We start from the raw sequence: 26045 nt of genomic DNA, 5'->3' as shown, positions 1-26045 counted from the left end.
GAGCCCCGCCCTACATCGAGGGCAACCCGCCTTTATCCAGCCCACCGGAATTGCTCATGTCATCTTCGAAAGCCGTCGACCTCGCCGCCCATCCGCTGACGTTCTGGCAAGGGCCRCTCGGCCTGCCCGATTTCTCACGCATCGGCGACAATGATTTCGGCCCGGTCTTCGACGCGGCGCTTGAGGCGCATCAGGCCGAGATCGACGCGATCGCCGGCAACAGCGAAACGCCGACCGTCGACAACACGCTGGCCGCGCTGGAGCTCGCCGGCGAGTCTCTCGACCATGTCTCGTCGATCTTCTGGTGCCGCGCCGGCGCCCACACCAACGACACCATCCAGGCGCTGGAGCGCGACATTTCTCCAAAAATGTCGCGGCATTTCTCGGCGATCTCGATGAATGCGAAACTGTTTGCGCGCATCGACGATCTCTACCAGCGCCGCGAAAGCCTGCAACTCGATGCGGAAACGCTGCGCGTGCTGGAAAAAACCTGGAAGGGCTTTGTCCGCTCCGGCGCCAAGCTCGACGCAGAAGGCAAGAAGCGACTCGCGGCCATCAACGAGGAACTCTCCTCGCTCGGCACCAAGTTCGGCCAGAACGTTCTGGCCGACGAGCGCGACTGGGCGCTGTTCCTCGACGACGCCGACCTCGCCGGCCTGCCGGATTTCTTGAAGAGCGCTATGGYCGAAGCGGCCGAGATACGCGGCCAGAAGGGCCGCTATGCCGTGACCTTGTCGCGCTCGATCTATGAGCCGTTCTCGACCTTCTCGGAGTGCCGCGACCTGCGCGAGATCGTCTTCCGCGCCTTCACCATGCGCGGCCAGAATGGTGGCGCCACCGACAATTCGGACGTGGTGCGCGACATGCTGAGGCTGCGCGCCGAGAAGGCGAAGCTTTTGGGCTACACCTCCTACGCCGCGCTCAAGCTCGACGACACGATGGCGAAGACGCCGGAGTCCGTGCACGACCTGCTCGACCCGGTCTGGGAAAAGGCTCTGGAGAAGGCCGCCGCTGACCGGCAGGAACTGGAGCGGCTGGCAGCGGAAGCCGGCAGCAACGAGACGTTCGCCGCATGGGACTGGCGCTTCTACCAGGAGAAGCTGCGCGCCGAGAAATTCGCCTTCGACGAGGCGGAGCTGAAGCCTTACMTCCAGCTCGAGCGCGTCATCGACGCCTGCTTCGACGTCGCCACAAGACTGTTCGGCATCACCTTCGAGGAGAAGAGGGGCATTGCCGCCTGGCATCCCGACGCGCGCGTTTTTGCGGTGAAGAATGCCGACGGCAGCGAGCGCGGCCTGTTCCTGGCCGACTATTTCGCACGGCCGTCAAAACGCTCGGGCGCGTGGATGAGCGCGCTGAAATCGGGCTACAAGCTGGGACACGGCGCGAAGCCGGTGATCTACAACATCATGAACTTCGCCAAGCCGCCGGYCGGCGAGGCCGCCCTTCTGTCAGTCGACGAGGCAAAGACCCTGTTTCATGAATTCGGCCACGCGCTGCACGGCATGCTGACCGACGTCACGTGGCCCTCCGTCGCCGGCACCTCGGTGAGCCGCGACTTCGTCGAATTGCCGTCGCAGCTCTACGAGCACTGGCTGACGGTGCCGTCGGTGCTGGAAAAGCATGCGCTGCACGTCAAGACCGGCAAACCGATGCCGAAGGACCTGCTCGACAAGATGCTCGCCGCCCGCACCTTCGGCGCCGGCTTCGCCACCGTCGAGTTCACAGCATCAGCCTTGATCGACATGGCCTACCATGCGCGCCCGGATGCGCCGGAGGAGCCGCTTCGTTTCGAATCCGAAACGCTCGAAAAGCTGCATATGCCGGACACCATCGCCATGCGCCACCRCACCCCGCATTTCGGYCATGTCTTTGCCGGCGACGKATACTCAGCCGGCTACTATTCGTACATGTGGTCGGAGGTCCTGGACGCCGACGCTTTCTCGGCCTTCGAGGAGGCCGGCGACCCCTTCAATCCGGAACTCGCCGAGCGGCTGAAGAAGAACATCTACGCCGCCGGCGGCTCGAAGGACCCCGAAGAGCTTTACACCGCCTTCCGCGGCAAGATGCCGTCGCCCGAAGCGATGATGGTGAAGCGCGGATTGACTGGGTAATCTCCCCCTTGTGGGACCCTTGTGGGGGAGATGGCCGGCAGGCCAGAGGGGGGCGCTGTCCCGCYGACTTTCAGTGGATCGGAATTGCGCCGTCCGATTTGTCTCTCCCGCCATTTACGATGAGGAAGCGTCGCGTTCCTTCGCGCCCCCCTCTGCCCTGCCGGGCATCTCCCCCGCAAGGGGGGAGATCGGCAGCTTCCACGGATCCTTCACTCTCGGCCATATAGCCCGCTTCAGCTTCTTGTAGTCCGTAACCGCCGGGTTGCTGGGATATGAGCTCGGCGCCGTCACATAGATGATCTCGGCGGCGATGGGCGCGAAGCCGGCGTAGAAATGGTTGGTCGACTTGACCAGCAGGATGTCCTTGCCCAGCGGATCGATGCYGATGTTGGAGAAGATGTCCGGCTCGAAGGTCTGCGTGCGGTTGGTGTTGAGGATGACATCGATCTCGGTACCCTCGATGCGCACCACCGCGGCCGGCCCCAAAGTCACCCGGCTCGGCCCGAAGCTTTGCCAGCCTTCGGCGACGGCTTTGAGCACCGTGACGCGCGCGTCGATCGGCTCGCCGGCCTGCGGCCCGGCCTTGCCGCCGAAGCGCAGGTCGATCACCGCACCCTCGCCTGCGGCATGGCAGAAAGTCACCGCGATCGGATCCCAGATCGTCGCCACGCCGACCTTGTCGATGCCGCGAGCCAGCAGCTCGCGCAGTACGATGGTGCCATCGCCGGGCACGCCGCCGCCCGGATTGTCCCAGATATCCGCGATCACCGCCGGCTTGTCCTTGTGCTCAGCGCGCGCGGCGAGCGCCCGCTCGATGCYGGCCGAGGCGGAGAGCATCGTCATCGCCGTCTTTTCGCGCAAGGCGTAGAGCTCGCGCCCCAGCGTCTCGGCAAGACGATCGCCCTTTTCCTTGTCGTTGTCGGTGATGACGAGGATGCGCGTGCCCATCTCCGGCACGTCGGCAGYCATGAAGCCGTGGATGACCGAGACCGACAGCACGCCGTCCTTGCCGTGCAGCGCCTTGATTTTGTCGACGAAGGAGCGCATCGGCTCGCGGCTGGTCGGCAGCACCTGGATCATGCGGCAGTCGAAGGTGGAGATCACCGGCTTGATCTCGCCGCGCGCGGCGGCAAGGCCGAGCTCGACGACATGCTCGCCGCGTTCATAGAAGTCGGTGTGCGGGAATTCAAGGAAATAGGCCATGATGTCGGACGCCGCGACGCGCTWCGGCGTCAGGTGGCTGTGYGGATCGAACTCCGAGGCGATCACCACTTTCGGYCCGACGATCGCGCGCATGCGCTCCAGCAGATCGCCTTCGCAATCGTCATAGCCCTGCGCCACCATCGCGCCGTGCAGGCCGAGGATGACGGCGTCGACCGGCAGGGCCGCCTTGAGCTGATCGAGGATCTCGTCGCGCAGCGCCTCGTAGGTCTGCCGCTGCACCAGACCGCCTGGCTCCGCCCAGGTCGCGGTGCCTTCGATGACAGTCAGGCCCTCGCCTGCCGCGCGCCGACGCAGCGCCACGATCGGTGAGGAGCACAGCGTCGGCGTCTCCGGATGCTTGCCCGGGCCGGCATAGAAGGCCATCTCGAACGAGGCCCGGTCGGTCGGCACCGGCGAGAAGGTGTTGGTTTCCGTCGCCAGCGAGGCGGTGAAGATGCGCATGAAAGCTCCGTTTGAGGGGAAACTGGCTGTTTTCGCGGTTCGGGAGGGCAAACCGCTACCACTTTCCTGGAATTGCTATTTAACGGCTCCGAGCGCCAGCCCTCGGACGAGGTAGCGCTGCAGYCAGATGAAGAGGATCGCCACCGGCAGGGTCGCCAGCAGTGTGGCCGCCATGACATGGTGCCATTCGATCGTGTAGCGACCGGCGACCAGCGAAAAAACCTGGATCGGCAGCGTATAGCTTTCCTGGCTGYGTAGCATGGTGAGCGCCACCACGAACTCGTTCCAGGCATTGATGAAGGTGAAGATCGCCGTAACCGCGATCGCCGGCAGGCAGAGCGGCAGGAACACCTTACGCAAGGTCAGCCAGCGGCCGGCGCCTTCCATCCAGGCCGCCTCCTCGAGGTCGCGCGGTATGGTGTCGAAATAGCTTTGCAGCATCCAGACGGTGAAGGCGACATTGAAGGCCATGTAGATGAAGCCGAGCGCAGTGGTGCTTTCGACGAGGCCCCAGGCGGCCATCAGCCTGAACAGGCCGAGCACCAGCACGATCGGCGAGATCATCTGCGAGATCAGCAGGAACTGGCGGAACGCGCCATAGCCGCCGAAGCGGAAGCGCGACATGGCATAGGCCGCCGGGACCGAGATGAGGATGGCGCCGATCGTGGCGAGCGCCGAGACATAAAGCGAGTTGACGAGGGCCCGGCCGAAGCYGGTCGCCACCCACATGTCCGAGAAGTTCGACCAGTGGAATTCGCTWGGCCACCAGGTGGGGGAAAGCACTTCCGGYCGCGGCTTGACCGCTGTGAGGAACATCACCGCGAAGGGGAAGATCGTCACCACGATCAGCGGCAAAAGCAGCAGCCAGGCGATGATCGAGCGTCTCAGCTTACCGTTCCTCATGCGCGCTGCTCCCGCATGGCAAGCCTCACATAGATCATGGTGAAGATGAGCAGGATGACGAACATCACCAGCGACACCRCTGACGCCTCGCCGAGTTTGCCGATGCGGAAGGCGAGCTTGTAGAGATGCGTGACCAGGATGTCGGTGGAGTTCGCCGGCCCGCCCTGCGTCATCACCCAGATGATCGGGAAGGAGTTGAAGACGTAGATGGTGTTGAGCACGATCGCGATGTTGATGAAGGGCTTCAGYAGCGGAAAGGTGATCTCGCGGAACTGCTGGTATGGCGTGGCGCCTTCCAGCGCCGCCGCTTCATAGAGGTCGTCGGGAATCGAGGACAGGCCGCCGAGGAAGATCGTGGTGGTGAACGGCACCGTCACCAATATGCCGATCAGCACCTGCATCGGGAAAGCGGTATCGGCGCTCGCCAGCCACTGGATGTTCTGGCTGATCAGGCCGAGCCTCATCAGCGCCGAATTCAGCATGCCGCTTTCGCCGTTGAGCGCCCAGCGCCAGACCACCGCCGTCATGGTKAGCGAGACCGCCCAGGGCAGCATGATGATGACGCGGGCGAGCCCCCGGCCATAGAAGTCGGAGTTGAGGATAATCGCCACGGGGATCGACAACAGCAGCGCGCCGCCGACCACCAGCACGGTCCATAGGCCGGTGCGCCACAGCGCCGCGACAAAATCAGGATCGACGACGAGCGCCGAGAAATTGGCCAGGCCGCTGAAGTCGCGCAGCTGGCCAAAGCGATTCACGTCATGCGTCGAGATCTGGACAAGGTCCCAGACCGGCCAGAAGATCACCACCGCCGCCAGGAACAGGCTGGGCAGCGTCAGCAGATAGGGCAGGATGCGGCTTTGCATCGGCTGGCTTGCACCGCGGTGCGGGTAGATGGCAGTGGCAGTGGTATTGGTGCTCAAGACGTGCGCCCATATTGGAATTTCGCTGGCTTGCCAGCTTGGCTCATTCGGCGTCTCGTTCCCTAGCGTTTTGACCGGTCGGATATTTTTGCGCTGGCACGTCGCATGCCTTTGGAGATTGGCCGAGACACCCATCCCTCGTCATCCTTGGGCGTAGCGGGACGCGAAGCGTACCGCGTAGACCCAAGGATCCATGCCGTGACTTCAGAGCGCTGCTGCGATGCAGAATTCTGCTCCGCTGCACCCTCGGCGGAGTTCACGGCATGGATCCCAGGGTCTCCGCGACGGAGCTTCGCTCCTGCTCCGCCCTGGGATGACGACGTTGGGGTTGCGTCAGCCAATTGCAAACGTTGGTGATGGCTCACCGAAACGAACGATGAAATCTTACCCGCCCACAAGCTTGCAACCTTTCAAAATCACTGTGTCGCGGAGCCGGTYCCTGGATTTGCTCCGAGGCCGAAAAAGGTGTGGCGCGCCCCGACGGGGTGGGGCGCGCCACGGGGCGCAGGGAGTGACGCCCTATTTCTTCAGCACCCCGTTGGCTTTGGCCGCCGCGTCCTTCAGGGCCGCTTCCGGCTCGGCGTTGCCGAGATAGATCTTCTGCATGGCGTCCGAGGTAATCTGGGCGATCTCTTCCCAGCCCGGAATGACCGGCGCGAAGCGGGCGTCGGGCAGCAGCGCGGTGAAGGCGGCGAGGTCGGCATTGTGGACGTAGTAATCCATCTTTGCCTCTTCCTTGTTCACCGGCAGGAAGCCTTCGCCTTGCGTGAACTTGGCGCGCTGCTCCTTGGTGAACAGGAAATCGAGCAGCTTCCAGGCCTCGTCCTTATTCTTGGAGTTCTTGAACATGATGATGGAGTCGGTGACGCCATAGGTGCCACGTGCGCCGGTCGGGCCGGCCGGGATGGCGGCGACVCCATATTTCAGCTTCGGCGCTTCCWCCTTGATCTGGTTGGACAGGAAGGGCGCGGTGATCATCATGCCGACCTTGCCCTGCTTGAACAGGTTCTGCACGTCCTCGCGATTGTTCGAGGTGACGCCCGGCTCCGTCAGGCCMTCGTCGATCATCGACTTGTAGAGCTTGGCGGCCTCGAGCGCGCCGGGCGTGCCGAGACCGGACGTGCCGTCCTTGTTCAGGATCTCGGTGCCGAAGGACCACATCGCATAATAGTAGTAGACGTCCGTCTCGATCTCCTTGCCTTGCATGCCGAAGCCGAAGGCGCCCTGCGCCTTGATCTTGCGTGCATCCTCCTGCAGCTCGGCCCAGGTTGCCGGCGGCTTGGCGATGCCTGCTTTCTCGAACAGATCCTTGTTGTAATACATGGCGCGCGCCGAAGCGGCGATCGGCAGGCCGTAGGTGTGGCCGTTCATGATCGACGGCTGCAGGAAGGTGTCGATGAAGCGATCCTTGAACTCGGGCGTGATGTAGCTGTCGAGCGGCTCGGCGACATCCTGCTGCACGAAGTCGATCAGCCAGCGCGTGCCGATGATCGAAAGGTCGGCATTGGTGCCGGCGGTGATGTCGGTGGTGAGCTTCTGCAGGAGCACATCCCACGGCACCACTTCATATTTGATGGTGATGCCCGGATTGGCCGCCTCGAACTCCTTCTTCACCGCTTCGAAATAGGGGCCGGTCTTGGCGCTGTACTCGGCGACCGTGACGCGCACTYCGCCCGCATCGGCCGGCACCGAAAGCGCCAGCATGCTCATTCCGGCCAACAGGCCGACAGTCCATTTCGCAAGGCTCATCTGATCTCCTCCCGTGATGCGCATTGGCGCCTGGCCCCGATGGGCGCAGGATTATGTGACTTTCTTACATTATCGATCATTCTACGCCACGCAAGCAGTTTATGATGTTGCTTAATTACATTTCGTTGGGTAGCCTTGGTCCTCCATCTGGCTTGCAGAGGGGGAGCGCGCATCGTGGATTCGAAGGCCGATTTCGAGGGTAGGACCGTTGTCGTCACCGGCGCCGGCGGCGGCCTCGGCTCGGCGATCGTGGCGCTCATGGCCGAGCGTGGCGCGCGCATCATTGGCTGCGATCAGTCGGCCGAGGCKCTGGCGAGCCCGCACATTGCTTCGCGCCACGYCTTCAACCTGCTAGACCGCGTCTCGATCGAAGCCGCGATCCCGGCCCTGYTCGACAAGGACGGCGTCCCGGACATCCTGATCAACAATGCCGGCTGGACGCGCGCCGAGACGATTGATGCGCTGACGCCGGACAAGATCGAACAGGAGCTCGATCTCAATCTTACGGGCGTGATGAATTTCGCCGATCCGCTCATCAAGGCGATGGCTGGGCGCGGCTCGGGCAGCGTCGTCTTCATCTCCTCGGTCAATGCCATTGCGCATTTCGGCAACCCCGCCTATGCCGCGGCCAAGGCCGGCWTCAACGCCTATGCCAAGTCGATCGCCGTCGAGCTTGGACGCAGCGGCGTGCGCGCCAATGTCGTCTGTCCCGGCTCGATCCGCACCGCCGCCTGGGATCATCGGCTGGCCAAGGACCCCGAAATCCTCGGACGGCYGAAGCGGCTCTATCCGCTCGGCCGCATCGTCAATGCGTCGGAAGTGGCTGAAGCCGTGGCTTTCTTGGCTTCGGACCGGGCGTCCGGCATAACCGGCGCAGTGGTGCCGGTGGACGCCGGACTGACAGCCGGCTACCTGCCCTTCATCGACGACATTCTGGGAGCGTGACCATGACCGATGTCCTGTTTCGCAACCTGTCGAAATCCTTCGGCCAGCTCCAGATCCTCGAGGACATCAACCTGGAGATCAAAAGCGGCGAGTTCGTCGTTCTGGTCGGCCCGTCCGGATGCGGCAAGTCGACCCTGCTGCGCATGCTGGCCGGGCTGGAGACGATCACCTCCGGCGACCTCGTGATCGGCGGCGTGCGCGCCAACGACCTGCCGCCGCAGAAGCGCAACATCGCCATGGTCTTCCAGTCCTATGCGCTGTTCCCCCATCTGAAGGCCTCGGACAATATCGGCTTCGGCCCGAAGATCCGCGGCGAGACGCGCGCCGCCGTCGAGGACAAGGTGAAGAAGGCTTCCGGCGTGCTGAACCTCTTCTCCTATCTTGACCGCTACCCGAGGCAGCTGTCCGGCGGCCAGCGCCAGCGCGTCGCCATGGGCCGCGCCATCGTGCGCGAGCCTTCGGTGTTCCTCTTCGACGAGCCGCTTTCCAACCTCGACGCGCAGTTGCGCGTGCAGATGCGCACCGAGATCAAGGCGCTGCACCAGCGGCTGAAATCGACCGTCGTCTACGTCACCCACGACCAGATCGAGGCCATGACCATGGCCGACCGCATCGTGGTCATGGACCGCGGCCGCATCCAGCAGGTCGGGCAGCCGCTCGAGCTCTACGATAAGCCGGCCAACAAGTTCGTCGCCAGCTTTATCGGCTCGCCTTCGATGAGCTTTGTCTCCGGCGCGCTGAGGACGACGGACGGCAAATCCTGGTTCGAGACCACGGGCGGCGGCCGGCTGGCGCTTGACGGCAAGGATGCCTCGCGCAGCGACACGGTCGAGGCGGRCATCCGCCCGGAGCATTTCATCATCGGCGCGGCCGACGATGYGATCGCCATCAAGGTCGACGTGGTCGAGCCGACCGGCTCCGAAACTCATGTCTACGGCTCGATCGACGGCGACACGGTGCGCGCCGTGTTCCGCGACCGCCTGCAGGTGAAGGCGGGCGACCGCCTGCTGGTGACCGTCGACCCGCGCAACATCCACCTCTTCGACAAGGCGACGGGCCTGCCGCTGCTGTGATGAAGACATGACGGTTACGAAATGAAGACGCCGGCCGATATCATCACCCGCCTGCAGCTGATGTCGCAGGACGGCACCAAGTCGGACCGCCGGCTGGCCGGCCTCGTGCTTTCCGACCTCGATTTCGCCTCCAAGGCGGCGATCTCCGAGATCGCCGCGCGCGTCGGCGTCAGCGAGCCGACGGTGACCCGCTTCTGCCGCAGTCTTGGCTGCGACGGCCTGCGCGATTTCAAATTCTACCTTGCGCAGGCAATCGCCATCGGCGGCCAGTATCTGTCGCCGGAGCCACTGAGCCGCGACGCGCGCGAGCAGCGCATCGCTTCGGCCATCACCGAGTCTGCAATCGCCGCCATCCAGCGCGCCAGCGAAAATCTCGACATGAGCGTGCTGCTGAGTGTGGCTGCCCGCATCGCCGGTTCCAGCAACGTCTTGTGCATCGGCTCCGGCGGCATTTCCTCGATGATGGCGACCGAGATGCAGAACCGGCTGTTCCGGCTGGGCCTCTCGGCGCTCGCCCAGATCGACGGCCAGCTGCAGCGCATGTATGCCGCCGTCGCGACTCCGGAGACTACGGTGGTCGCCTTCTCCGTCTCGGGCTATGCCCGCTCGGTGATCGAGGCGGTCGAGGTCGCGCAGCAATATGGCGCCGCGACCGTCGCCATCACCGCGCCGGACTCGGCCTTGGCCAGGGTCGCCGACACGGTCATCCTGCTGCAGCCATTCGAGGACGGCAACATCTACAAGCCGACCTCATCGCGCTACGCCCTGCTCGCCATCCTCGACATGATCGCCACCGCGGTGGCCGAAGCGCGCGGGCCGAAAGTGCTGGAGAACCTGCGCCGCATCAAGCAGAGCGTGAACACGCTGAAGGTCGACGATCCAAAGCTGCCGCTGGGGGATTGAGAAGAGCCGGCGGCGGAGCTGCGAATCTCCCCCCAAGCGGGGGAGATGTCCGGCAGGACAGAGGGGGGCGCTGTCCCGCCCGCGTCTCAAGATTCTGCATCGCCGCGCTGCCCCTCATCCGCCTGCCGGCACCTTCTCCCCGTTTAGGACGGGGAGAAGGGAGATCCTGCGACGCTGGCGGTTGGCGAAATCATCCGCGACAGCTCCTTTCTCCCCGTCACTATACGGGGAGAAATGCCCGGCAGGGCAATGAGGGGCAGCGCCGACCGGCGATATCTATCAATGCGGTGTCAACCGCCGGAAAGCGCCTCGACGCTCGTCGCCAGCGCCGCCGCGTCGCCCAGTATCCGCACCGTCTTCAGCCGCGACGTCCCCGCGGCAACGACCGAGACCGCCGAGCCCGGGACGCCCAGCGCCTTGGCCAGCAACCGCTCCAGCGCCGCATTGGCGGCGCCGTTCTCCGGCACCGCGCGCACGCGCGCCTTGAGATGGCTGCGTCCGTCGGCGGCCGTCTCGACGCCGTCGATGCGCTCGAGCGCCGCCTTCGGCGTCAGCCGCACGAAAAGGTCGATGCCGTCTCCACGCGAGCGAAACGGCGCGCTCATCGGCGGGGTCTCAGACGACGAGCGACAGCACGGTCGTGAGCAGGAACTGCCGGATGAAGAAGATGATCAAAAGAAGAATGATCGGCGAAATGTCGATGCCGCCGAGGTCGGGCATGAAACGAYGGATCGGCCTGAGGGCCGGCTCCGTCAGCCGGTAGAGCATGTTGGCGACGGTGTCGACGAACTGGTTGCGCGAGTTGACGACGTTGAAAGCATAAAGCCAGGAAAAGATCGCCGAGGCGATGATGACCCACCAATAGAGGTCGAGCGCCATGACGATGGTTTGAATGAGGGCGATCATGCCGGTCTCCAAATTGTCGCCGACATGTAGCCATTGCGCGCGAAACCGGCAAGCCCGCCGGCTTCGGCGCATTGCGCGAGGCAACCGTTTCGCCTTGACATCAAACGACCGCGACCGATAAAAGCCGATCCGCTGGAACGGGGCTGTAGCTCAGCTGGGAGAGCGCATCGTTCGCAATGATGAGGTCAGGGGTTCGATCCCCCTCAGCTCCACCAGCGGGAATCCTTAAGCGATTGAAACAACGACGTTTTATCAATCGCTCGGCATTCTTCCCCACTTAGCCGCTTTATGCCTCTGTCTTTTGGGGGCGGAGAATATTGTTCCCGCCACGCGCCCGACGCGCAGATTCCATGACGGCGCTCCGTTGTCGACCGTATAGAAACGAGCGCCACAGCCTTGCCAGAGCACGTTTGCCTTCTGCCACTGTTCGGTTCCCGCACGGGCGAGGTGCTTCTCGCGCGCTGATGACCTGTGGCTTGCCGGGATAGTGCGACAGTCGTGGCGCCTTAATAGCCGCCGCCGCCCGAGCCGCCGCTACCGCCGGAGCTACTGCCGCCACCCATTGTGGTCTGTGCCGGGGAATGCTGCGCTCCATTGCTGGTCATACACCCGGCGGCACTGGTGAGGATCATGAGCAAGACTGCGATTGTGATGTGACGGCGCATGAGGTTCTCCCTTCCGTGAGGTTCCTATCGCGCATCCGGTCAACACCATTGAAACTCGGTTTTATTCCATCACGATTGAGTGACRGATTCGCGTACTCACGAGGCGCTGCGCGATCCCTCTCCATTAAGTAATTGGAAATGAACGGCGATGCCTGACGCCAATGGCCGACTGCTGCGGCTTTGACGCGTCCGAATGGGCGGTCATGAATATTCGCTGAATGGAGCCTTCAGCCTCCGTTCCGCGCGGCTTCTCTACAAAGGGACCGTTCAACCCGCGGTCCCCTGCCGCATCGAAGGAGAGATCCCCATGACCCGCACCTCAATCGTCGCTGCCGCCCTTGCCGCCGCCGTCGGCTTCACCGCCGTCGCTCCCGCCATGGCCAACGACGTCAACATCGAACAGTATGGCTGGCGCAATTCCGCAGGCGGCGCCCAGCACGRCTACCGCAACCGCATCCATTTTCACCAGGATGGCCGCTTCAACACCGCGATCGGCCAGCAATATGGTCGTCGCAACCTGTCGGTTATCGGCCAGCAGGGCGTCAACAACTACGGCGCGACCTATCAGTATGGCAACCGGAATGCCGCAGGCATTGCCCAGTTCGGCTCGAACCACACCGCTATCCTGACGCAGGACGGCAACGGCAACGTCGCCGCCGGGGTGCAGGTCGGCCACGGCTGCAATGCGGACGTCGGCCAGGGCGGCAGCGGCAATGTCGCCGCCTTCGTCCAGGACTGCCCCTGAACCATGGATGGCCGGCAATGGAAGTTGCCGGCCGCCATCCTGAGATGGCGAGGAGAACGTTCATGACCAAACTGGACAAGCGAGCAGCGGCGGCATCGGCCGCGCTCCTGGCTGTCATCGCCGCCGGCGTGGCCGGCGCGACAGCCGGCAGGGACGGCTCGAATTCCGGGCCGTTGCGATGCGAGATACGGGAGACGATCCGGGGCGACGCCATCCTGCTGGAGCCCCTGGTCTATGCCGACAAGAGCACCAGCGGCACCTACTCGGTCAGCGTCTCCGGGGGCGGCGCGTCGGGCTCCACCAACATCCAGCAGGGCGGCGCCTTTGAGGCCGGTCCCGGCAAGCCCGCATCGCTCGGCCAGATGAGCCTCGGGGCGAATGGCGCCACCTACGACGTCAAGCTGAAGGTGACAGCAGACGGCACGACCATCAACTGYGTCAAGCAGGTGTCCGGCGCGACCTGAGCGCCGGCTGCAAGGACCGATCGAAAAGGGCTCCGGGCAACCGGGGCCCGTCGCCATTTTCGCCAGGCCACGAGCAATTCCCTGAAAGTGAGCGTCGGGTCCCCCCGTCCGGAATTGCGCGAGGTTGAACACTTGGAGCCTTGGCGATTCTGGCAAAAGGCCGAGCCGCTCCTGATGTTGAACGGCGCCTGAACGACCCCTTCCGTCACGGTTCAGCCTGGCTGTGCGACTGTTCCCCATCAACGGTCGAACCCCGCCAGGAGACGTAACATGAACCGCCAGATTACAAAGCTCGTCCACGCCACTGCGCTCGCCGCGGCTATTGGCCTGCCCCTTTTTTCCGCTCCGGCAAAGGCGGGCGGTTCGATCGGGTTTTACTACACGCCTCGGACGACCCGCGATGCGCGCGCGCTGGATCTCGGCCTGCGCGCCTATTCGTTCTACAACGGACTGCGCAGCGGCGCCCATATCAGGCAGTTCGGGCGGAACAACCGTGCCGGCATAGCTCAGGAAGGGGCCGGCAACCTCGGCATAATTCGCCAGGAGGGCAGCGGCCACTCCGCTACCTTGCGGYAGGATGGCAACGACAATTCCTACGGCATCTTCCAGTTCGRCAGAAACACCGACGCCAACGTCGCACAGRCCGGCGACGGGCAGAGCGGAGCGGCTCTCCTGTTCGGCTGGTAGGCGAGAATTCGCGGGGGTCGCGGCTACGTGAACAGCTGTCTCTAGCCACGTAGCCGCCGGCTGYCTTCGTTACTGCTCAGCAGACCTGGAAACGGCTCCTGGGCAAATGCAGGAGCGCATTTCGGCTCGGACGGCCTCAGTCATCCCAGTCATCCCAATCGTCTTCGTCTCGCTGCGGATAGCTGGGAATGACCCGGATAATCGGCTGTGGACGCTGATAGCGCCAGTAATATTCGTCCGACGGCCGCGGCTCGTAGGTGCGGTAGATTTGCCGGTAGTGGTGTTTGGGCTTCCAGTATTTGTGCTTCTTCTGCGGCCGCACGCAGTAGCCGTCCTCCGTCAGGTACGCGCATGTCACATGCGCCTCCTGAACCAGACTGCCTCTCTCCGGCACCACGATCATCGGCGCTGCATGGACCRCAAAAGTCGGCGCCAGCACGGCGCCGGCAAGGGCAAGAACGGACAATTTCATCGACCTCTCCATCGTCTCCGGGTTACGGCCGGAAAAGCCTTCCGATTGGGGACGATTTGCGGCGGCCGGTGATCACATTGATTTTCCGCCGCACATATGAGCGTTAGATCATGTCGTCTGCCCGCAAGCTCGAAGCCCGGACCGGGCGCATCCATTGCTCTAGTTCGCCAGCTGATCGAGAAGCGAATCTATTTCGCCTTTCTTCGTCGATTCGGGCGAAGCAGCGGGGGCTTGCGGATCAACGGCGGCGGGTTCCGCCGCCGGCGCGGGAGTCTCGGCGACGGCCTCGCCATCCGGACTCGGATTTTGCGGCGGCGCCGCGGTTTCCGCATTGCCATTGTCTGGCGCTGCGGCCGCGGCCGGGGCAGCGGGCGACGATTTCGGCCGTGGCTTGGCGTTCCGCAGAAGATCGCCGATCAGATCCGCCGCTCCTTTGCCGGAACCGGTCGCGCCTGTCTGACCGGAGATCAGCTTGTCGAGATTGAGTTTTCCGGTCGGCAGCCCAAGACGGCTCAACATGTCCAGCGCGCCCTTCGGGTCTTTCGCCAATGCGCTCAGGTCCGGATAGACGCGGGGCGCGGACAGGGAGCCGTCGACCACAATCGGCACACCGATGCCCTTCACGGCGACGTCGCCTCCCTGCCCGGCAAGCGAAGCGACGACGCGGGGGTTGAGATGGATGTCGAGCGTCTGGTCGGCAAGGTCCATCTTGCCCGAACCGTCCATCCGCACCAGCGGGCCCAAAAGATTGATATCCGTTGTCTGCGCAACGCCGTTCTCGATGGCAAATGAGGCGCCGAGTTCCGTGAAGTTCGTCTTCTTGGCCTGATCCTGCTTGAAGCCGCCGGACAGCAGGCCGACAAGGTTGTTGTAGACCTCCGCTATGTCGATGCCGCGAAATGCGCCGTCGCTGAATTTTGTCGCTGCCTTGCCGCCGAGCGAACGGGCAAGCGATTTGGTGCTCTTTCCCGAACCTGAAACCGCGACCGTCGCGTTGAGCGTGCCTTCGATGCGGTCAAAATCCGCTGCATCGTGAAGCAGGGGAGCGGCGGCCGCGCCGGCGATCGCCGTGTTCAGTTCAAGCGAAGGGGCATCGCGCGAGCCATCGGCGATCATTTCCGCCGCAATTGTGCCGCCGTAGAAAGGACTTTGCGGCACGCTCAGATGCGCCTTCCCGTCGGCCACCGTCAGGGTGGTTGCCACCGGGCCGGCGAAGACCTCTCCATAGCCGAGCTTATCCGCCTGGATCTCCACCTTGGCATCAATGCCCTTGAGGAAGGAGAGATCGATTGGAGCGTCGGCGGCGCCGGCGGGCTTTTGCTTGGCGCCTGCCGCGCCGTCACCGCCGCCGGCGAGTGCAGCAAAGTCGAGTTTTGCGAACTTGAGCGACGTCCGGATGTTGAGAGGTTCCCCCAGTTTCATCGAGCCTTGTCCGGACGCCTTGACGCCGTTCAGGGCGACGGTGGCTTTCTGGAAGGAAAGCTGCCCCGGAGCGGCATCGACATCGCCTTTGAAGGCAAAGCCTTGCAGACTGCGGGAAGCGCTTCGGCCCAGCCACTGCATCAGCTTGTCGACGGAGGCCGACGTGACCGAAACCTGGCCCTTGAATGTGCCGCCAACCCCGGCAACACCGTTGACGCTTCCTTCAAGATATTTGGAGGCAACCGAAAGGCTGATCGGTGCGGATGCATCGGCAACAGAGGCACCGGCAAGAAAAGGCGCAGGCGCGAGCTGCGACTGGAACGTCACGGCCTGTCCGCGTAAGGCGAACTTGCCGGCCACATCGACCGGCTTGCTGACATCGTGAACTTTCACGTCCAGGTTCAGCCCGGTAATGTCGTTGGCTGTTTGATCCTTGGCATCGGTCAGCGCCGCAAGGGGAAGCTTGCCGTCTCGAATCCCGACGCTCCCCTGCAGATTGGCGCTGCTGCGAATGCGCTTTGCGGTCAGCCCTCGAAAAGCGAAGCCCATATCGGCCGTCAGCTTGCCGGAAAGCGGCACGGTTTGCCCGACAAGCTTCGCCATCGAGCCTATGTCGAGCCCTGAACTGGCAATGTTGCCCCGTATGGTGGGAGGTGCTTCACCCACATTCGTCGAGGCCTTCGCGGTGACGCTTCCCGCRTCCAGGCCGAAGTGCTCAAGCTTCGCCTCGAGATGCCCGTCGCGCAGCGTAGCGCTGAGCTGAACATCCGAAGCCCGTATTTTGCCGCTGACCAGTTGATCGATGGCAACGCTGATGTCGGCATCGAAATTGGACAGCATTGCAAGGTTGGGTTCTCCCGAACCGGTGGCAGCTTTGCCCCCGCTGGAGCCGCCCTTTCCGACGTCGCTCAGCGCGTCGATATCGACGCGCTTTGYCGCAAGGTCGGCGAAGAAGTGGTGCCGTGCCCCAGGCTGAAAGAGCGCGTCCATCTGGAAGTTTTGATCGCCGATATCGAACTTGCCACCCTTGATCTGATAGCTGCCGTTCCCGTTGAGCTGAATYTCTCCGCTCGCATGCAATGAAGAGAATTTTTGCACCGGCGCCGGGTCAAGCCGCGCTTCGATGGCGATTTGCGCAGGGAGCCGCTTCAGGATCGGCCGCAGCGCGGAAAGACTGCCGCTCATTTCCACGCGACGGCCATCCCTGGTACCGGCCAATGAGAACGAGACCTCGCGGTCGAGGTCCGGAACTTTTAGATCGGCGTCGATTGCCGTGACCGTGATTGCATTGCCGGCCGCAGCGCTGGAAGTGAGGCTGCCGTTTCTGATGGTCAGCTGGTTGATCGCCAGTCGCTCGAGCGCATTGACAATCGATGCGAACGGATCTGCCTGCGCCTCGTTCGACGCCGCAGGTGAATCGGCGGTCCCTGAAGCCTTGACGGCGATTGCCGGGTCCGTCAGCGCGACGGACTGTATCTCGAGCTTTTCAGACCATAGCGACGAGAACGTTATCGATGTCGAGAACCGCGGAGCGGATATCTCGAGATCGCCCGTGCCGGTCGACAGGGAAATATCTTCCGCGACCACCGCCAGGCTGGGCAGGAGCGACAGTCTGACCGGCCCGTCCAGCCGAATGGTCATCCCCGTCGCGGATGACAGCTGCCGGCTCAATTCGGCACGAACCCAGTCGACTGAAATCAAAGCGGGCAAAAGGAAGAGCAGCCCGACGAAAAGAACACCAGCTACAGTGAATGCAGCGACGATTTTTCTCACATCGACCARCCAGAATGCTCGGAAGAATCAGTATCGTCAGCATACATGCTTCCGGCGCCCGACTGAATCCTGTAGTCGATGGCTTCGAGCGGACGAATTTCGGACTGCTGCACGGAGCTCGGCCGGCGCTTTGMCGCGAGCTCTCACAACCGGGCCCCTTAGACGCAAATGTTTCCAGGCCTACGAGTTTGGAAACGATTAGCCGTTTTCAGAGCCATTCCCGCGAAACAGACCGGGCGCATTCATCGCGCATCCCACGGCGCTGATGCCCGTCTCAACGAAACAGGGGAATGCAAATGTCTATGCTTGGAAATCTGGCCGGCTACGGCCGGTTCGTTATGCGCGAACACAACCGCGCCAAGACCAGGAACTTGATGAACAGTCTGTCGCCTGAGCTGCAGAAGGACATCGGCTGGGAAGCCACGCCCGGCGCTCGCGAAAAGGCGCGCCTCGCGCAAATCGTCTTTGCCGGCACGCGCTGAGCCAACCAAGCCCTTCGCCCATGCAGGGCGAGGGGCTTCTCGATCCGGCAGCCCTCTTGCGCCATCGCATGCGGCCCCCGGCGCCGGACCATCGTGCCATCGCGGCGAAACAGACGAGGTCCGACGGCGACATATCGGCCATTTCAACGGAGGAAGTGCCTATGTCAGTGCTCGGAATCCTGCTCCACCACAGCCGCGCGATCATCGACGCGCATAACAATGCCAAAGTCAGAAACCTGATGGACGCGATGCCGCCTCGCGCGCACGCAGAGGCCGGCAAGGAAAGGCATCTCGCCGAAGGGCACGAGCGCCTCCCCCGGCACCGGCGCGATAGACGATCGAAGTGACAGGCTGACTGCTCAGGAGGCCGGCACGGCCCGATCSGAATTGCCCCTGGTCATGCCACCCGAAAATAGCTCGTCATGCCCGTCTTCTGGTGCTCGATGATGTGGCAGTGCAGCAGCCAGTCACCGGGATTGTCGGCGACGAAGCCGAGCTGAACCTTCTCGTTGGGCTGGATGAGGTAGGTGTCGGAGACGAGCGGCTGCACCTGGCGCGTCGAGGACGATAGCACCTTGAAGCTCATGCCATGAAGATGGATAGGGTGCGCGTGCGGCGTGAGGTTTTCCATGTCGATGACATAGGTTTTGCCAAGTTTCAGTTCCGCCAATGGCGCGGTCGGGTCCGGCGTGTCGCCCGGCCAAGGCACCTTGTTGATCGCCCAGAAACTGTAGCCGAGCGAGCCGCAGATGCCGTCGCCAGGCACGTTTTYCGCCGTGGCGCTGAGCGCCAGCGGAATGTGCGTGGCGCCGGCGACGTCCACCTCAGCCACCGGATTGGCCTCCAGCGGCGCGAGGTCGCGAAGGTCACGCTTGAGCGACGTTCCGACGGCGYGCAAGGTCGCCAAAATCTTGGGCTTGGTGCCCCTGACGTCGCGCACGCTGACGATCGCGCCTTCGTCATCGGGCATGCGGATGGCGACCTCCAGCCGCTGRCCGGGTCCGATCTGCAAGGCATCGGGCGCGAAGCGCTGCGGAACCGGATTGCCGTCGAGCGCGATGACGGCCGCCTCTGCACCCTCGACGCGGAATGCATAGATGCGGGTGACGTCGGTGATGGCGGCCCGAAGCCCCACCAGCCCGCCGGCCGGCGCGTCATATTGCGGCTGTGCGAGCCAGTTGGCCGTGCGCACGGTGCCATAGGTGCCGGCTCTCGCCGCATCGCGTGGCCGGAACTGCTCGATGAACTGGCCGTCGTCGCCGAGCCGCCAGTCGCGCAGGTTGATCACCACTTCGGAATCGAAGGCCGGATCCCTCGGGTTCTCCACCACGACGACGCCGGTCAGCCCGTGGCCCATCTGGGTCAACGTGTTGCAGTGCGGGTGGTACCAGAAGGTGCCCGCATCGGGCGGCGTGAAGGCGTAGTCGAAATGATCGCCCTGATAGACATAGGGCTGCACCAAGAAAGGCACGCCGTCCATCCTGTTCGGAACGCGCACGCCATGCCAATGGATCGTCGTCGGGTCGTCGATGCCGTTGATCAGCCGCGCCGCAAAAGCCTCGTCCTTCCTCATCCTGACGACCGGCGGCATCCCGGCCTCGCCGTAGGTCAGGACATTTTTCGTCGGTGCGCCATCCGTCAGCTGCGCCTGAATACTGGCGGTCTTCAGGATCAGCGGCTCGGRCGTGGCCGCGGCCAGCCCGGCCACCCTGCCGACGGTCGAGGCGCCGATGCCGGCAAGGCCGGCTGCAGCGGTGGCTTTGAGAAGATTGCGGCGCGTGAATATCGTCATCTAGCTTTCCAGCGGGCAATGTTTCGGAACCAATCCAAGATTGGGYTGGACCGGTTGAGGCGCCTATCATCATCCGGCTCCCTGGCCTAGTCCCGCAGGCTGAACACGAACGGCGCCGTGCGGGTGACGCGCGCGCCGAGCTCCGCTGGCGGTGTGGGCACCGTGGCGCCCTGCAGCGCGCCAAGCGCCGCGCGATCGAGGTCCGCGTCGCCCGACGACCGCGCCAGCCGGGCGGAGAGAACCCGTCCCGATGCATCGACCGTGAAAGTCACATTGGGCCTGCCTTCAGCCCGCCTGGATTTCGCCGCGCTCGGATAGCGCGTGTGCCGCCTGATCCAGGCCGCGAGGCTGGCATTCCATCGCGACGGGCTGACGCTGGACCGCGACGCCGCCTCCGGCGACTGCGGCGCGGCGGCTTTCACCCCCGCCTTCGCGTCGAYGCTGGCGGTCGTCACCACTTTGGACGGCTCCGACTTTTCCTTCTTCGGCGGCCGTTTCGACTTTTCGACCGGCTTCCTGTCAGCCTTCTTCGTCACCTCGGCCGGCTTATCCGCTTTGATTTCGGTCTCAACCGGTCTTGGCTGCGGCAAAGGGATGGCAACCTCAGGCGCGATAGCCTCGACGGGATCGGGCACGACTTCGTCCAACGGTGCCTGCTCATCGAGAGCCGCCACCGTTGCCGCCGGTTCGGCCGCCTCCGTCTTGCCGGCGTCGACCGGCTGCTCAGTCACCGGCTCGGATTTTTCGGCGACCGGCGCCGGGTCGCTCACCGTTTTCGCATCGCTGACGGCTTCCGTCTCCTCGACCAAATCCGGCCGATCGGATGTCACCGCGTCCAGCATGGCCGCTTCTTCCGGCACGGGCGGTGCGACCACCAGCGGCGCCATTTCGACCGCCAGCGCCGGCGGCGGGCCGCCGTCCGGAACCTCGGTGAAAACAAGATGCTGCACCGCATAGGCAATCGCGACATGGCCGGCAAAGACAATCGCGGCCGCACCGGCCCACCGACCGGCTTCACGCAGGCCGAAGCGTGGCTGGCCAATCGCGGACAAGGCGGCCGTCATTGGCCCGTGCTCCCGCCTGTCGCCGGCGGAGTGCTGCCGCCGGCGGCCGGGGCTCCGCCTGGCGGGAGAGCACTCCCGGGACCTGACGCCGTCTCCAGGCCGACCAATGCAACCTTCAGATAGCCGGCGGCGCGCAGCAGGTTCATCACCTCCATCAGCTCGCCATAGCCGACTGTTTTGTCGGCGCGCAGGAAGATGCGGGTCTGCTTGTCGCCCTTGCTGCGGCTGTCGAGCCCGGCGGCTAAGGCGGGGCGCGGCACGCTCTCATTGCCGATGGCTAAAGTCAGGTCGCTTTTCAGCGTAAGGAAGAGTGGCGTCTCGGGCCGTGGCGCCGGCGTTGCCGTCGAACCCGGCAGGTCGACATCGACGTCGACCGTCGTCAGCGGTGCCGCCACCATGAAGATGATCAGCAACACCAGGATGACGTCGATGAACGGCGTGACGTTGATCTCATGGCTTTCCTCGAGATCGTCGCCGGCCGTTTCGCGGATCCGCACAGCCAAGGCCAGCTACTTCGCCGCTATTGYCGTTGCCGGCGGCACCGTGCGGAAATCGAGGTCGCGGCTGACCAGCCGTTCGACGCCGGCGGAAGCATCGGCGAGGATTTGTCTGTAGCCGGCTATCGATCGTGCGAAGACGTTGTAGATCACCACCGCCGGGATTGCGGCGACCAGGCCCATTGCGGTGGCAAGCAGCGCCTCGGCGATGCCCGGCGCCACCACCGCCAGATTGGTGGTCTGCGCCTCAGAGATGCCGATGAAGGCGTTCATGATGCCCCAGACGGTGCCGAACAGGCCGACAAATGGCGCCGTCGAGCCTATGGTGGCGAGCAGGCCTGTGCCGCGCGACATGCGCCGCGCCGCCGCCGCCTCGATGCGCCCGAGTCTCGAGGTGACGCGCTCCTTCAGGCCGTCGCCCGAGGCATGGTCGAGCGCGCCGGCCGAGAGCGCGCGCTCTTCCTCTGCCGCGCGCACCAGCAGAGCGCCGGGTCCGTTGCCGTGGCCGAGCGCGCGGCCGGCCTGTATCAGCGTCACGGCATTGCCGATGGCAATGGCGGCGCGACGCGCCCTCAGCTTGCCGCCGAGGATTTCGAGCGACTTGGCGAGCCAGATCGTCCATGTCACCAGCGAGGCAAACGCCAGCCCGACCATGACCGCCTTCACGACGATGTCGGCGTTCATGAACATTCCCCAGGGCGAGAGATCGTGCGGCAGCGTGAGTGAAACGGCAGGCGCCGCAGTCGCGGCCGGCATCGCGATCGGCGACGCCGGTTGTTCCTGCGCGACGCCAGGTCCGATCGCGATGAGGTACGCGGCCAGTGCCGCGTGCAGACCGTTTCGGGACACGCCTCGTCCTCGCTTGTTCATTGCACTTAAACGACGGGCTGGCGGGCTGCCTGAGCGCGAACGTCGGCACGGCCCCGCGTGGCTGCTCGACTGAGTACGAAACATGAATTTTATAGTCAACATTAAAGATGATATTTTAAGCCAACAAATAGAGCAAGGTCTCGGCCTCGGACGACGCGGGATCGCATCCGCAAGAGCGCAGGAGCGGCGTTCCGAAGCGCGTGTGATAGGCTATGCTTCTCGCGGGATGAGGAGACTGTGAATGATCAAGGCGACACCGTTCGACTTCCCCTATGACGGCCGGCTGGTGCCGCAACAGACCGCACTGCTTGTGATCGACCTGCAGGAGGATTTCCTGTCGCCGACGGGCTACTTTTCCAGGCGAGGCTATGACCCTTCCCCGCTCCGCGCCATCCTGCCGGCGGTGAACCGGCTGATTGCAGCCGCCCGCGCCGCCGGCCTGACGATCATCCACACCCGGCAGGGCTACCGTGCCGACATGGCCGACATGACCCCTTACGAGAAATGGCGCCGCAAGCGGGCGGGACTGGAGGGCACCGACATCCTGCTGCGCTCCAGCCCGGGTTTTMAGATCGTTTCCGATATCGAGGTGGCTCCGCAAGACATCGTCGTCGATAAGACCTGCAACGGCGCCTTCACCCATACCGACCTGGAGCTCATCCTGCGGGCGCGCGGCATCACGCATCTTCTGTTCAGCGGATGCACGACGGACGTCTGCGTGCATACGACGTTGCGTGAGGCCTGCGACCGCAATTTCCAGTGCCTGACGGTTTCCGACGCCTGCGCCAGCGGCGACGAAAAGGCGCATGAAGCCGCGCTCCACATGGTGACGGTCGAGGACGGYGTCTTCGGCGCGCTGGCGGACTCGCAAGCCGTCATCACCGCGCTGTCACTACTTGCGGACGCGGCGAGCTGAAGATTTCCGGTCCGCGACGATCGCCCACCTCCGGCCAGCCGATATCCTTGCGGATATCCATTGGCAGCAAATAGAGTGTCCGCGCCGCCCGATAGCGGGCGCGGATGGCCGCGTATTCGGTTGCCATGCGGCTGATGGATGACAGGATCGACATCTTGTTTCTCCCTTGGTTGATGCCGCGTCGAAAGCAGCGGCACCCATCAGGACGAACGACGGATGGCTTTCGGAACGGTGAGGGCGAATTTTCTGAAAATGATCTCTGCATTGCCGATCGACAGGTGCTCGTTGGCGCTATTCATCGCTGGCCGAATTTTTTTGCATGCACCGTTCCGTTCCCAACGCCGCCTTCGTCTTGACGGTTGTGACGATCGCGGAGGCCGCGGCGGCCTCCGCCAGAACAGACGGAGCCAAGCCATGTCGAATGCAGTGACCTTGATCAATGTCTTTACCGCCAAGCCCGGCAAGCAGCAGGATCTCGCAAGGGTGCTCGCCGAAGGGACGCGCAGCTTCTTCAGCAAGCAGCCGGGCTCGTTAGCTTCATCCGTGATCGTCGGCAGCGACGGCAGCAAGGTGGTCAACATCTCGCAATGGCGCTCGGCCGAAGACATCGCCGCCTTCCGCGGCGACCCTCGCTTCGCCGAATACATGAAAACGATCGTGGAAGTTGGAACCGGCGAGAGCGTGATGGGCCACACCAGCTATTCCCATACGGCCGGCGTGGAAAACCAGGCGTGACCGGTTCGCATGACCGTCCCGTTGCAACGACGGAAGCCAGGCTTCGCGCCTTCGAGCGCGAGGCCGCAGGCTTGAGGGCCCGGCTGCACCGCTACTGCTCGCGGATAGTGGGATCGGTCATCGATGGCGAAGACATCGTCCAGGAAGCCTTGGCCAAAGGTTTCGTGGCGATCAGGAACGGCGACATGCCCGAGAAGACCGAGCCCTGGCTGTTTCGCATCGCGCACAATTCGGCGCTCGATTTCCTGCGCAAGCGAAGCCGATCGCGCCCGAGCGAAAGCGATGTCGAGCTCGATACGATCGCCGCCGAGGACTCTCCCATCGATGCGCGGATTGCCGCCGAGGCCAGCCTTGCCGAGTTGATGCAGTTGCCGCCGGCGCAGCGATGCGCGGTCGTCCTAAAGGACGTGCTGGGCCACAGCCTGGAGGAGATCGGCGAGATCCTCGAAACCACCGAAACCGCGATCAAGGGCGCGCTGCAGCGCGGCCGCGAAAGCCTGCGCAGGCTTGCCGCAGCGCCGCGGCCGGCAACGCCGCGCCCGACGCTCAACCRGCAGGACGTGCGGCGCCTCGGCGACTATGTCGCGGCCTTCAACGCGCGCGATTTCGATGCCTTGCGCGGCCTGCTCGCCGACGACGTGAAGCTGGAACTCGTCAATCGACTTCGCGCCGAAGGCAAGGAATATGTCGGCAATTATTTCGGCCGCTATGCCGAAGAGACGCATTGGCATTTCACCACCGGGCTCGTCGAAGGCCGCCCCGCCATCCTGGTCACCARCCCGGACCGCCCGGCCGGGCCTCCGCGCTATTTCATTCTCATTCATTGGGAGAACGGCCGGATCACCGGCATCCGCGATTTCCTTTTCGCGGACTATGTGATGGACGGATTGGAGTTCTCGTCTCGACCGTCGGGAACCATCGATMCCGTGTCGCGATAAACGCCCCAGCGATTTTGCCAGTTCGGCCTGACCGGCTGGCCGATCGATCTCAGCCGGCGCGCACTCCCGTGAAGAAGCGAGACGCACGCGGTCCCGGCCGCGGAATGTCGGCCTCGCGTCGCGCCAGTGAATTCGATACCAGCGTGATCGTCTCGCGTCCGATCCGRGCGATCTCGCGGGGACGGTCGATGCCGCTGACCATGAATTCCTCGATGCCAAGCGCCGCATAGGGCAGCAGCGAGAGCGCAAGCCGTGCCGCCGGCCCCGCGACCTCGACCGCCTTGCGGTCGGAGGCGTCCGCCCAGCCTTGCGGATGGATACGCACCGGAAGGGCAAAGCGYAGCCTGCCGGCGCGGCCGTGTTCGGCGGCGGCGCTGCGCACGCGCTGCATCAGCTGTGCGACTTGGTCCGGCGAGCCGGCGGCCAGCTCGAAAACATCGGCATGCCGACCCGCGGCCTTCAGCGCCGTGCCGGATTGCCCRCCGAGGCGGATGGTGAGATCCGCGCCATGCGGGCCCTTGCGCGGCACATAACCGCCTCTGACGCTGTAGAAGGCGCCTTCGTGATCGAAAGGCTTCTCGTTCGACCAAAGGCGCTTCAACAGCACCAGATATTCGTCGATGCGCTGCCACACTATGCTGTGGCCGACGGGCCGCGCTTCGGCGTCGCAGTCCTCGAACGGCTCGCTCAGCATTCTGAGCGACAGGCGACCGCCGCCCTTGCGGTCCAGCGCCGCGAGTTGCCTCGCCGCCACCGTCGGTTCGATCACGCCGGCCCAATGCGTCAGCACCACTTCGAGCGACGCAGTGCGGTCGAGCGTCTGGGCGGCGATGTCCATATTGGCGAGCAGGCCGGCCGGATCGTCGACGACCAGCTTGCGGAAACCRGCATCCTCGATCAGCGACAGCTTGGTCGCGGTCTCCGCGAAATCGTAGAAGAAGCTGCCATCGGCAGGCTTGCCGGGAACATGCGTGAACTCGATCGGCATTGCCATCTCTCCATCACGTTGGATCGCCCCGCTTCAAAGCCCTCGTATTTGAAATCTGCGCGCCGGCACGCAACAGCGCCCGGCGGCGCGGCCAGTTCCACTACGACTACTTGAAATTCAGATTGTCTGTCGGCGGGGCCTCGGCCCCGATACGGTCAGGACTCGACGGTCAGGGGATGATCCCCAGCACCACGGCGCCGGTGAACACGAAAGCCAGCGCGAAGACGAGATAGRCAAAAGTGCCGCCATAGGCGGGCCTCCAGCTCTGGTCGGCGGTCAGCCTCTGGCCTTTGCGCTGAGCGTTCTGAATGTAGGACATGGTCGAGCCTCCGTCTCGGTAATTAATCTATAAAC

At 64.0% G+C, this 26045-nt stretch carries 27 protein-coding genes and 1 tRNA gene; 13 read left to right on the top strand and 15 right to left on the bottom strand.

The features are described 5' to 3' along the window. Window positions 1-56: 56 nt before the first annotated feature. The gene (locus ORS3428_RS10070; RefSeq protein ID WP_071096986.1) at window positions 57-2114 is read left to right on the top strand and encodes a M3 family metallopeptidase; all 2058 of its coding nucleotides are present in this window, start codon (window positions 57-59) and stop codon (window positions 2112-2114) included. A 114-nt stretch (window positions 2115-2228) separates the two neighbouring features. Here the strand turns inward: ORS3428_RS10070 and ORS3428_RS10065 are convergent, their stop codons facing one another. The 4 genes from ORS3428_RS10065 to ORS3428_RS10050 all read right to left on the bottom strand — a co-directional run bounded on the left by ORS3428_RS10065 (window position 2229) and on the right by ORS3428_RS10050 (window position 7354). Then, on the bottom strand, window positions 2229-3779 hold the full coding sequence (locus ORS3428_RS10065; protein WP_071096984.1) for a M81 family metallopeptidase: 1551 nt from the start codon (window positions 3777-3779) through the stop codon (window positions 2229-2231). A gap of 75 nt (window positions 3780-3854) precedes the next feature. Further along, window positions 3855-4682, bottom strand: coding sequence for a carbohydrate ABC transporter permease (locus tag ORS3428_RS10060; RefSeq protein ID WP_071096981.1), 828 nt, complete (start codon window positions 4680-4682; stop codon window positions 3855-3857). Then, complete coding sequence (locus ORS3428_RS10055) at window positions 4679-5548, bottom strand: carbohydrate ABC transporter permease (protein WP_071097013.1); 870 nt, start codon at window positions 5546-5548, stop codon at window positions 4679-4681. Before ORS3428_RS10055 ends, ORS3428_RS10060 begins: the two co-directional genes overlap by 4 nt. 576 nt (window positions 5549-6124) lie before the next feature. Further along, entirely contained in the window at window positions 6125-7354 is a 1230-nt protein-coding gene (locus tag ORS3428_RS10050) for an ABC transporter substrate-binding protein (RefSeq protein ID WP_071096979.1), read from the bottom strand. Between the two features lie 174 nt (window positions 7355-7528). Here ORS3428_RS10050 and ORS3428_RS10045 point away from each other — a divergent pair, with 174 nt between their 5' ends. Genes ORS3428_RS10045 through ORS3428_RS10035 form a run of 3 tightly spaced genes read left to right on the top strand, consistent with a single transcriptional unit; the run spans window position 7529 to window position 10275 of the window. Continuing rightward, on the top strand, window positions 7529-8299 hold the full coding sequence (locus ORS3428_RS10045) for an SDR family NAD(P)-dependent oxidoreductase (protein WP_071096977.1): 771 nt from the start codon (window positions 7529-7531) through the stop codon (window positions 8297-8299). Window positions 8300-8301: 2 nt separating this feature from the next. Beyond that, window positions 8302-9372: an ABC transporter ATP-binding protein gene (locus tag ORS3428_RS10040; protein ID WP_071096975.1), complete on the top strand. Its 1071-nt coding sequence runs from the start codon at window positions 8302-8304 to the stop codon at window positions 9370-9372. Between the two features lie 21 nt (window positions 9373-9393). Beyond that, window positions 9394-10275, top strand: coding sequence for a MurR/RpiR family transcriptional regulator (locus ORS3428_RS10035; RefSeq protein ID WP_071096973.1), 882 nt, complete (start codon window positions 9394-9396; stop codon window positions 10273-10275). Window positions 10276-10565: 290 nt separating this feature from the next. Here ORS3428_RS10035 and ORS3428_RS10030 read toward each other — a convergent pair whose 3' ends face one another. Together ORS3428_RS10030 and ORS3428_RS10025 are read right to left on the bottom strand one after the other, a co-directional pair. Beyond that, window positions 10566-10880, bottom strand: coding sequence for a DUF167 family protein (locus ORS3428_RS10030; RefSeq protein WP_071096972.1), 315 nt, complete (start codon window positions 10878-10880; stop codon window positions 10566-10568). Window positions 10881-10890: 10 nt separating this feature from the next. Then, window positions 10891-11181 (bottom strand): YggT family protein, encoded by a 291-nt coding sequence (locus ORS3428_RS10025; RefSeq protein WP_071096970.1) that lies wholly within the window; start codon window positions 11179-11181, stop codon window positions 10891-10893. A 139-nt stretch (window positions 11182-11320) separates the two neighbouring features. On the opposite strand from ORS3428_RS10025, the gene ORS3428_RS10020 reads away from it, so the two are divergent. From ORS3428_RS10020 to ORS3428_RS10005, 4 genes are all read left to right on the top strand, one after another. Continuing rightward, window positions 11321-11396 (top strand) — tRNA-Ala (locus ORS3428_RS10020). 757 nt (window positions 11397-12153) lie between these two features. Then, window positions 12154-12591: a curlin gene (locus ORS3428_RS10015; protein WP_071097011.1), complete on the top strand. Its 438-nt coding sequence runs from the start codon at window positions 12154-12156 to the stop codon at window positions 12589-12591. A gap of 62 nt (window positions 12592-12653) precedes the next feature. After that, window positions 12654-13055, top strand: a complete 402-nt coding sequence (gene csgH / locus ORS3428_RS10010; protein ID WP_071096968.1) for a curli-like amyloid fiber formation chaperone CsgH — start codon at window positions 12654-12656, stop codon at window positions 13053-13055. Between the two features lie 270 nt (window positions 13056-13325). After that, a complete protein-coding gene (locus tag ORS3428_RS10005) occupies window positions 13326-13742 on the top strand; it encodes a curlin (RefSeq protein WP_071096965.1) in 417 nt (138 codons plus the stop codon). A gap of 136 nt (window positions 13743-13878) precedes the next feature. On the opposite strand, the gene ORS3428_RS10000 is transcribed toward ORS3428_RS10005, so the two are convergent. Together ORS3428_RS10000 and ORS3428_RS09995 are read right to left on the bottom strand one after the other, a co-directional pair. After that, window positions 13879-14214: a hypothetical protein gene (locus ORS3428_RS10000; RefSeq protein ID WP_131802875.1), complete on the bottom strand. Its 336-nt coding sequence runs from the start codon at window positions 14212-14214 to the stop codon at window positions 13879-13881. Between the two features lie 159 nt (window positions 14215-14373). Beyond that, the gene (locus ORS3428_RS09995; RefSeq protein ID WP_108723029.1) at window positions 14374-17409 is read right to left on the bottom strand and encodes an AsmA family protein; all 3036 of its coding nucleotides are present in this window, start codon (window positions 17407-17409) and stop codon (window positions 14374-14376) included. Window positions 17410-17705: 296 nt separating this feature from the next. Here ORS3428_RS09995 and ORS3428_RS09990 point away from each other — a divergent pair, with 296 nt between their 5' ends. Beyond that, window positions 17706-17891 (top strand): hypothetical protein, encoded by a 186-nt coding sequence (locus ORS3428_RS09990; RefSeq protein WP_131802874.1) that lies wholly within the window; start codon window positions 17706-17708, stop codon window positions 17889-17891. A 167-nt stretch (window positions 17892-18058) separates the two neighbouring features. Further along, entirely contained in the window at window positions 18059-18238 is a 180-nt protein-coding gene (locus ORS3428_RS32985; protein ID WP_131802873.1) for a hypothetical protein, read from the top strand. A gap of 50 nt (window positions 18239-18288) precedes the next feature. On the opposite strand, the gene ORS3428_RS09980 is transcribed toward ORS3428_RS32985, so the two are convergent. The 4 genes from ORS3428_RS09980 to exbB form a co-directional block, all read right to left on the bottom strand. Then, entirely contained in the window at window positions 18289-19683 is a 1395-nt protein-coding gene (locus ORS3428_RS09980; RefSeq protein WP_071096955.1) for a multicopper oxidase family protein, read from the bottom strand. Between the two features lie 86 nt (window positions 19684-19769). After that, entirely contained in the window at window positions 19770-20747 is a 978-nt protein-coding gene (locus tag ORS3428_RS09975; RefSeq protein ID WP_071096953.1) for a TonB family protein, read from the bottom strand. Then, window positions 20744-21250: a TonB system transport protein ExbD gene (gene exbD, locus ORS3428_RS09970; RefSeq protein WP_071096950.1), complete on the bottom strand. Its 507-nt coding sequence runs from the start codon at window positions 21248-21250 to the stop codon at window positions 20744-20746. The genes ORS3428_RS09975 and exbD overlap by 4 nt, the downstream gene beginning before the upstream one ends. 6 nt (window positions 21251-21256) lie before the next feature. Next, window positions 21257-22093, bottom strand: a complete 837-nt coding sequence (exbB, locus tag ORS3428_RS09965; RefSeq protein WP_071096948.1) for a tonB-system energizer ExbB — start codon at window positions 22091-22093, stop codon at window positions 21257-21259. Between the two features lie 262 nt (window positions 22094-22355). Here exbB and ORS3428_RS09960 point away from each other — a divergent pair, with 262 nt between their 5' ends. After that, the gene (locus ORS3428_RS09960) at window positions 22356-23030 is read left to right on the top strand and encodes a cysteine hydrolase family protein (protein ID WP_071096946.1); all 675 of its coding nucleotides are present in this window, start codon (window positions 22356-22358) and stop codon (window positions 23028-23030) included. Here the strand turns inward: ORS3428_RS09960 and ORS3428_RS09955 are convergent. Beyond that, complete coding sequence (locus tag ORS3428_RS09955; protein ID WP_071096944.1) at window positions 22993-23184, bottom strand: hypothetical protein; 192 nt, start codon at window positions 23182-23184, stop codon at window positions 22993-22995. The two genes, ORS3428_RS09960 and ORS3428_RS09955, sit on opposite strands and share 38 nt — an antisense overlap. Window positions 23185-23246: 62 nt before the next feature. Between ORS3428_RS09955 and ORS3428_RS33935 the strand changes: the two genes are divergently transcribed. Further along, window positions 23247-23765, top strand: a complete 519-nt coding sequence (locus ORS3428_RS33935; protein ID WP_083355080.1) for an antibiotic biosynthesis monooxygenase family protein — start codon at window positions 23247-23249, stop codon at window positions 23763-23765. Beyond that, the gene (locus ORS3428_RS09945; protein WP_244507911.1) at window positions 23762-24703 is read left to right on the top strand and encodes a sigma-70 family RNA polymerase sigma factor; all 942 of its coding nucleotides are present in this window, start codon (window positions 23762-23764) and stop codon (window positions 24701-24703) included. The genes ORS3428_RS33935 and ORS3428_RS09945 overlap by 4 nt, the downstream gene beginning before the upstream one ends. 49 nt (window positions 24704-24752) lie before the next feature. On the opposite strand, the gene ORS3428_RS09940 is transcribed toward ORS3428_RS09945, so the two are convergent. Next, window positions 24753-25691: an LLM class flavin-dependent oxidoreductase gene (locus ORS3428_RS09940; protein ID WP_071097007.1), complete on the bottom strand. Its 939-nt coding sequence runs from the start codon at window positions 25689-25691 to the stop codon at window positions 24753-24755. Between the two features lie 169 nt (window positions 25692-25860). Then, entirely contained in the window at window positions 25861-26010 is a 150-nt protein-coding gene (locus ORS3428_RS32360; RefSeq protein ID WP_108723028.1) for a hypothetical protein, read from the bottom strand. Window positions 26011-26045 lie beyond the last annotated feature (35 nt).

The organism is Mesorhizobium sp. ORS 3428 (assembly GCF_001854785.1).
Lineage (GTDB): Bacteria > Pseudomonadota > Alphaproteobacteria > Rhizobiales > Rhizobiaceae > Mesorhizobium.
The sequence above is the reverse complement of the archived record's forward strand: the minus strand, read 5'-3'. Positions and strand labels throughout refer to the sequence as shown.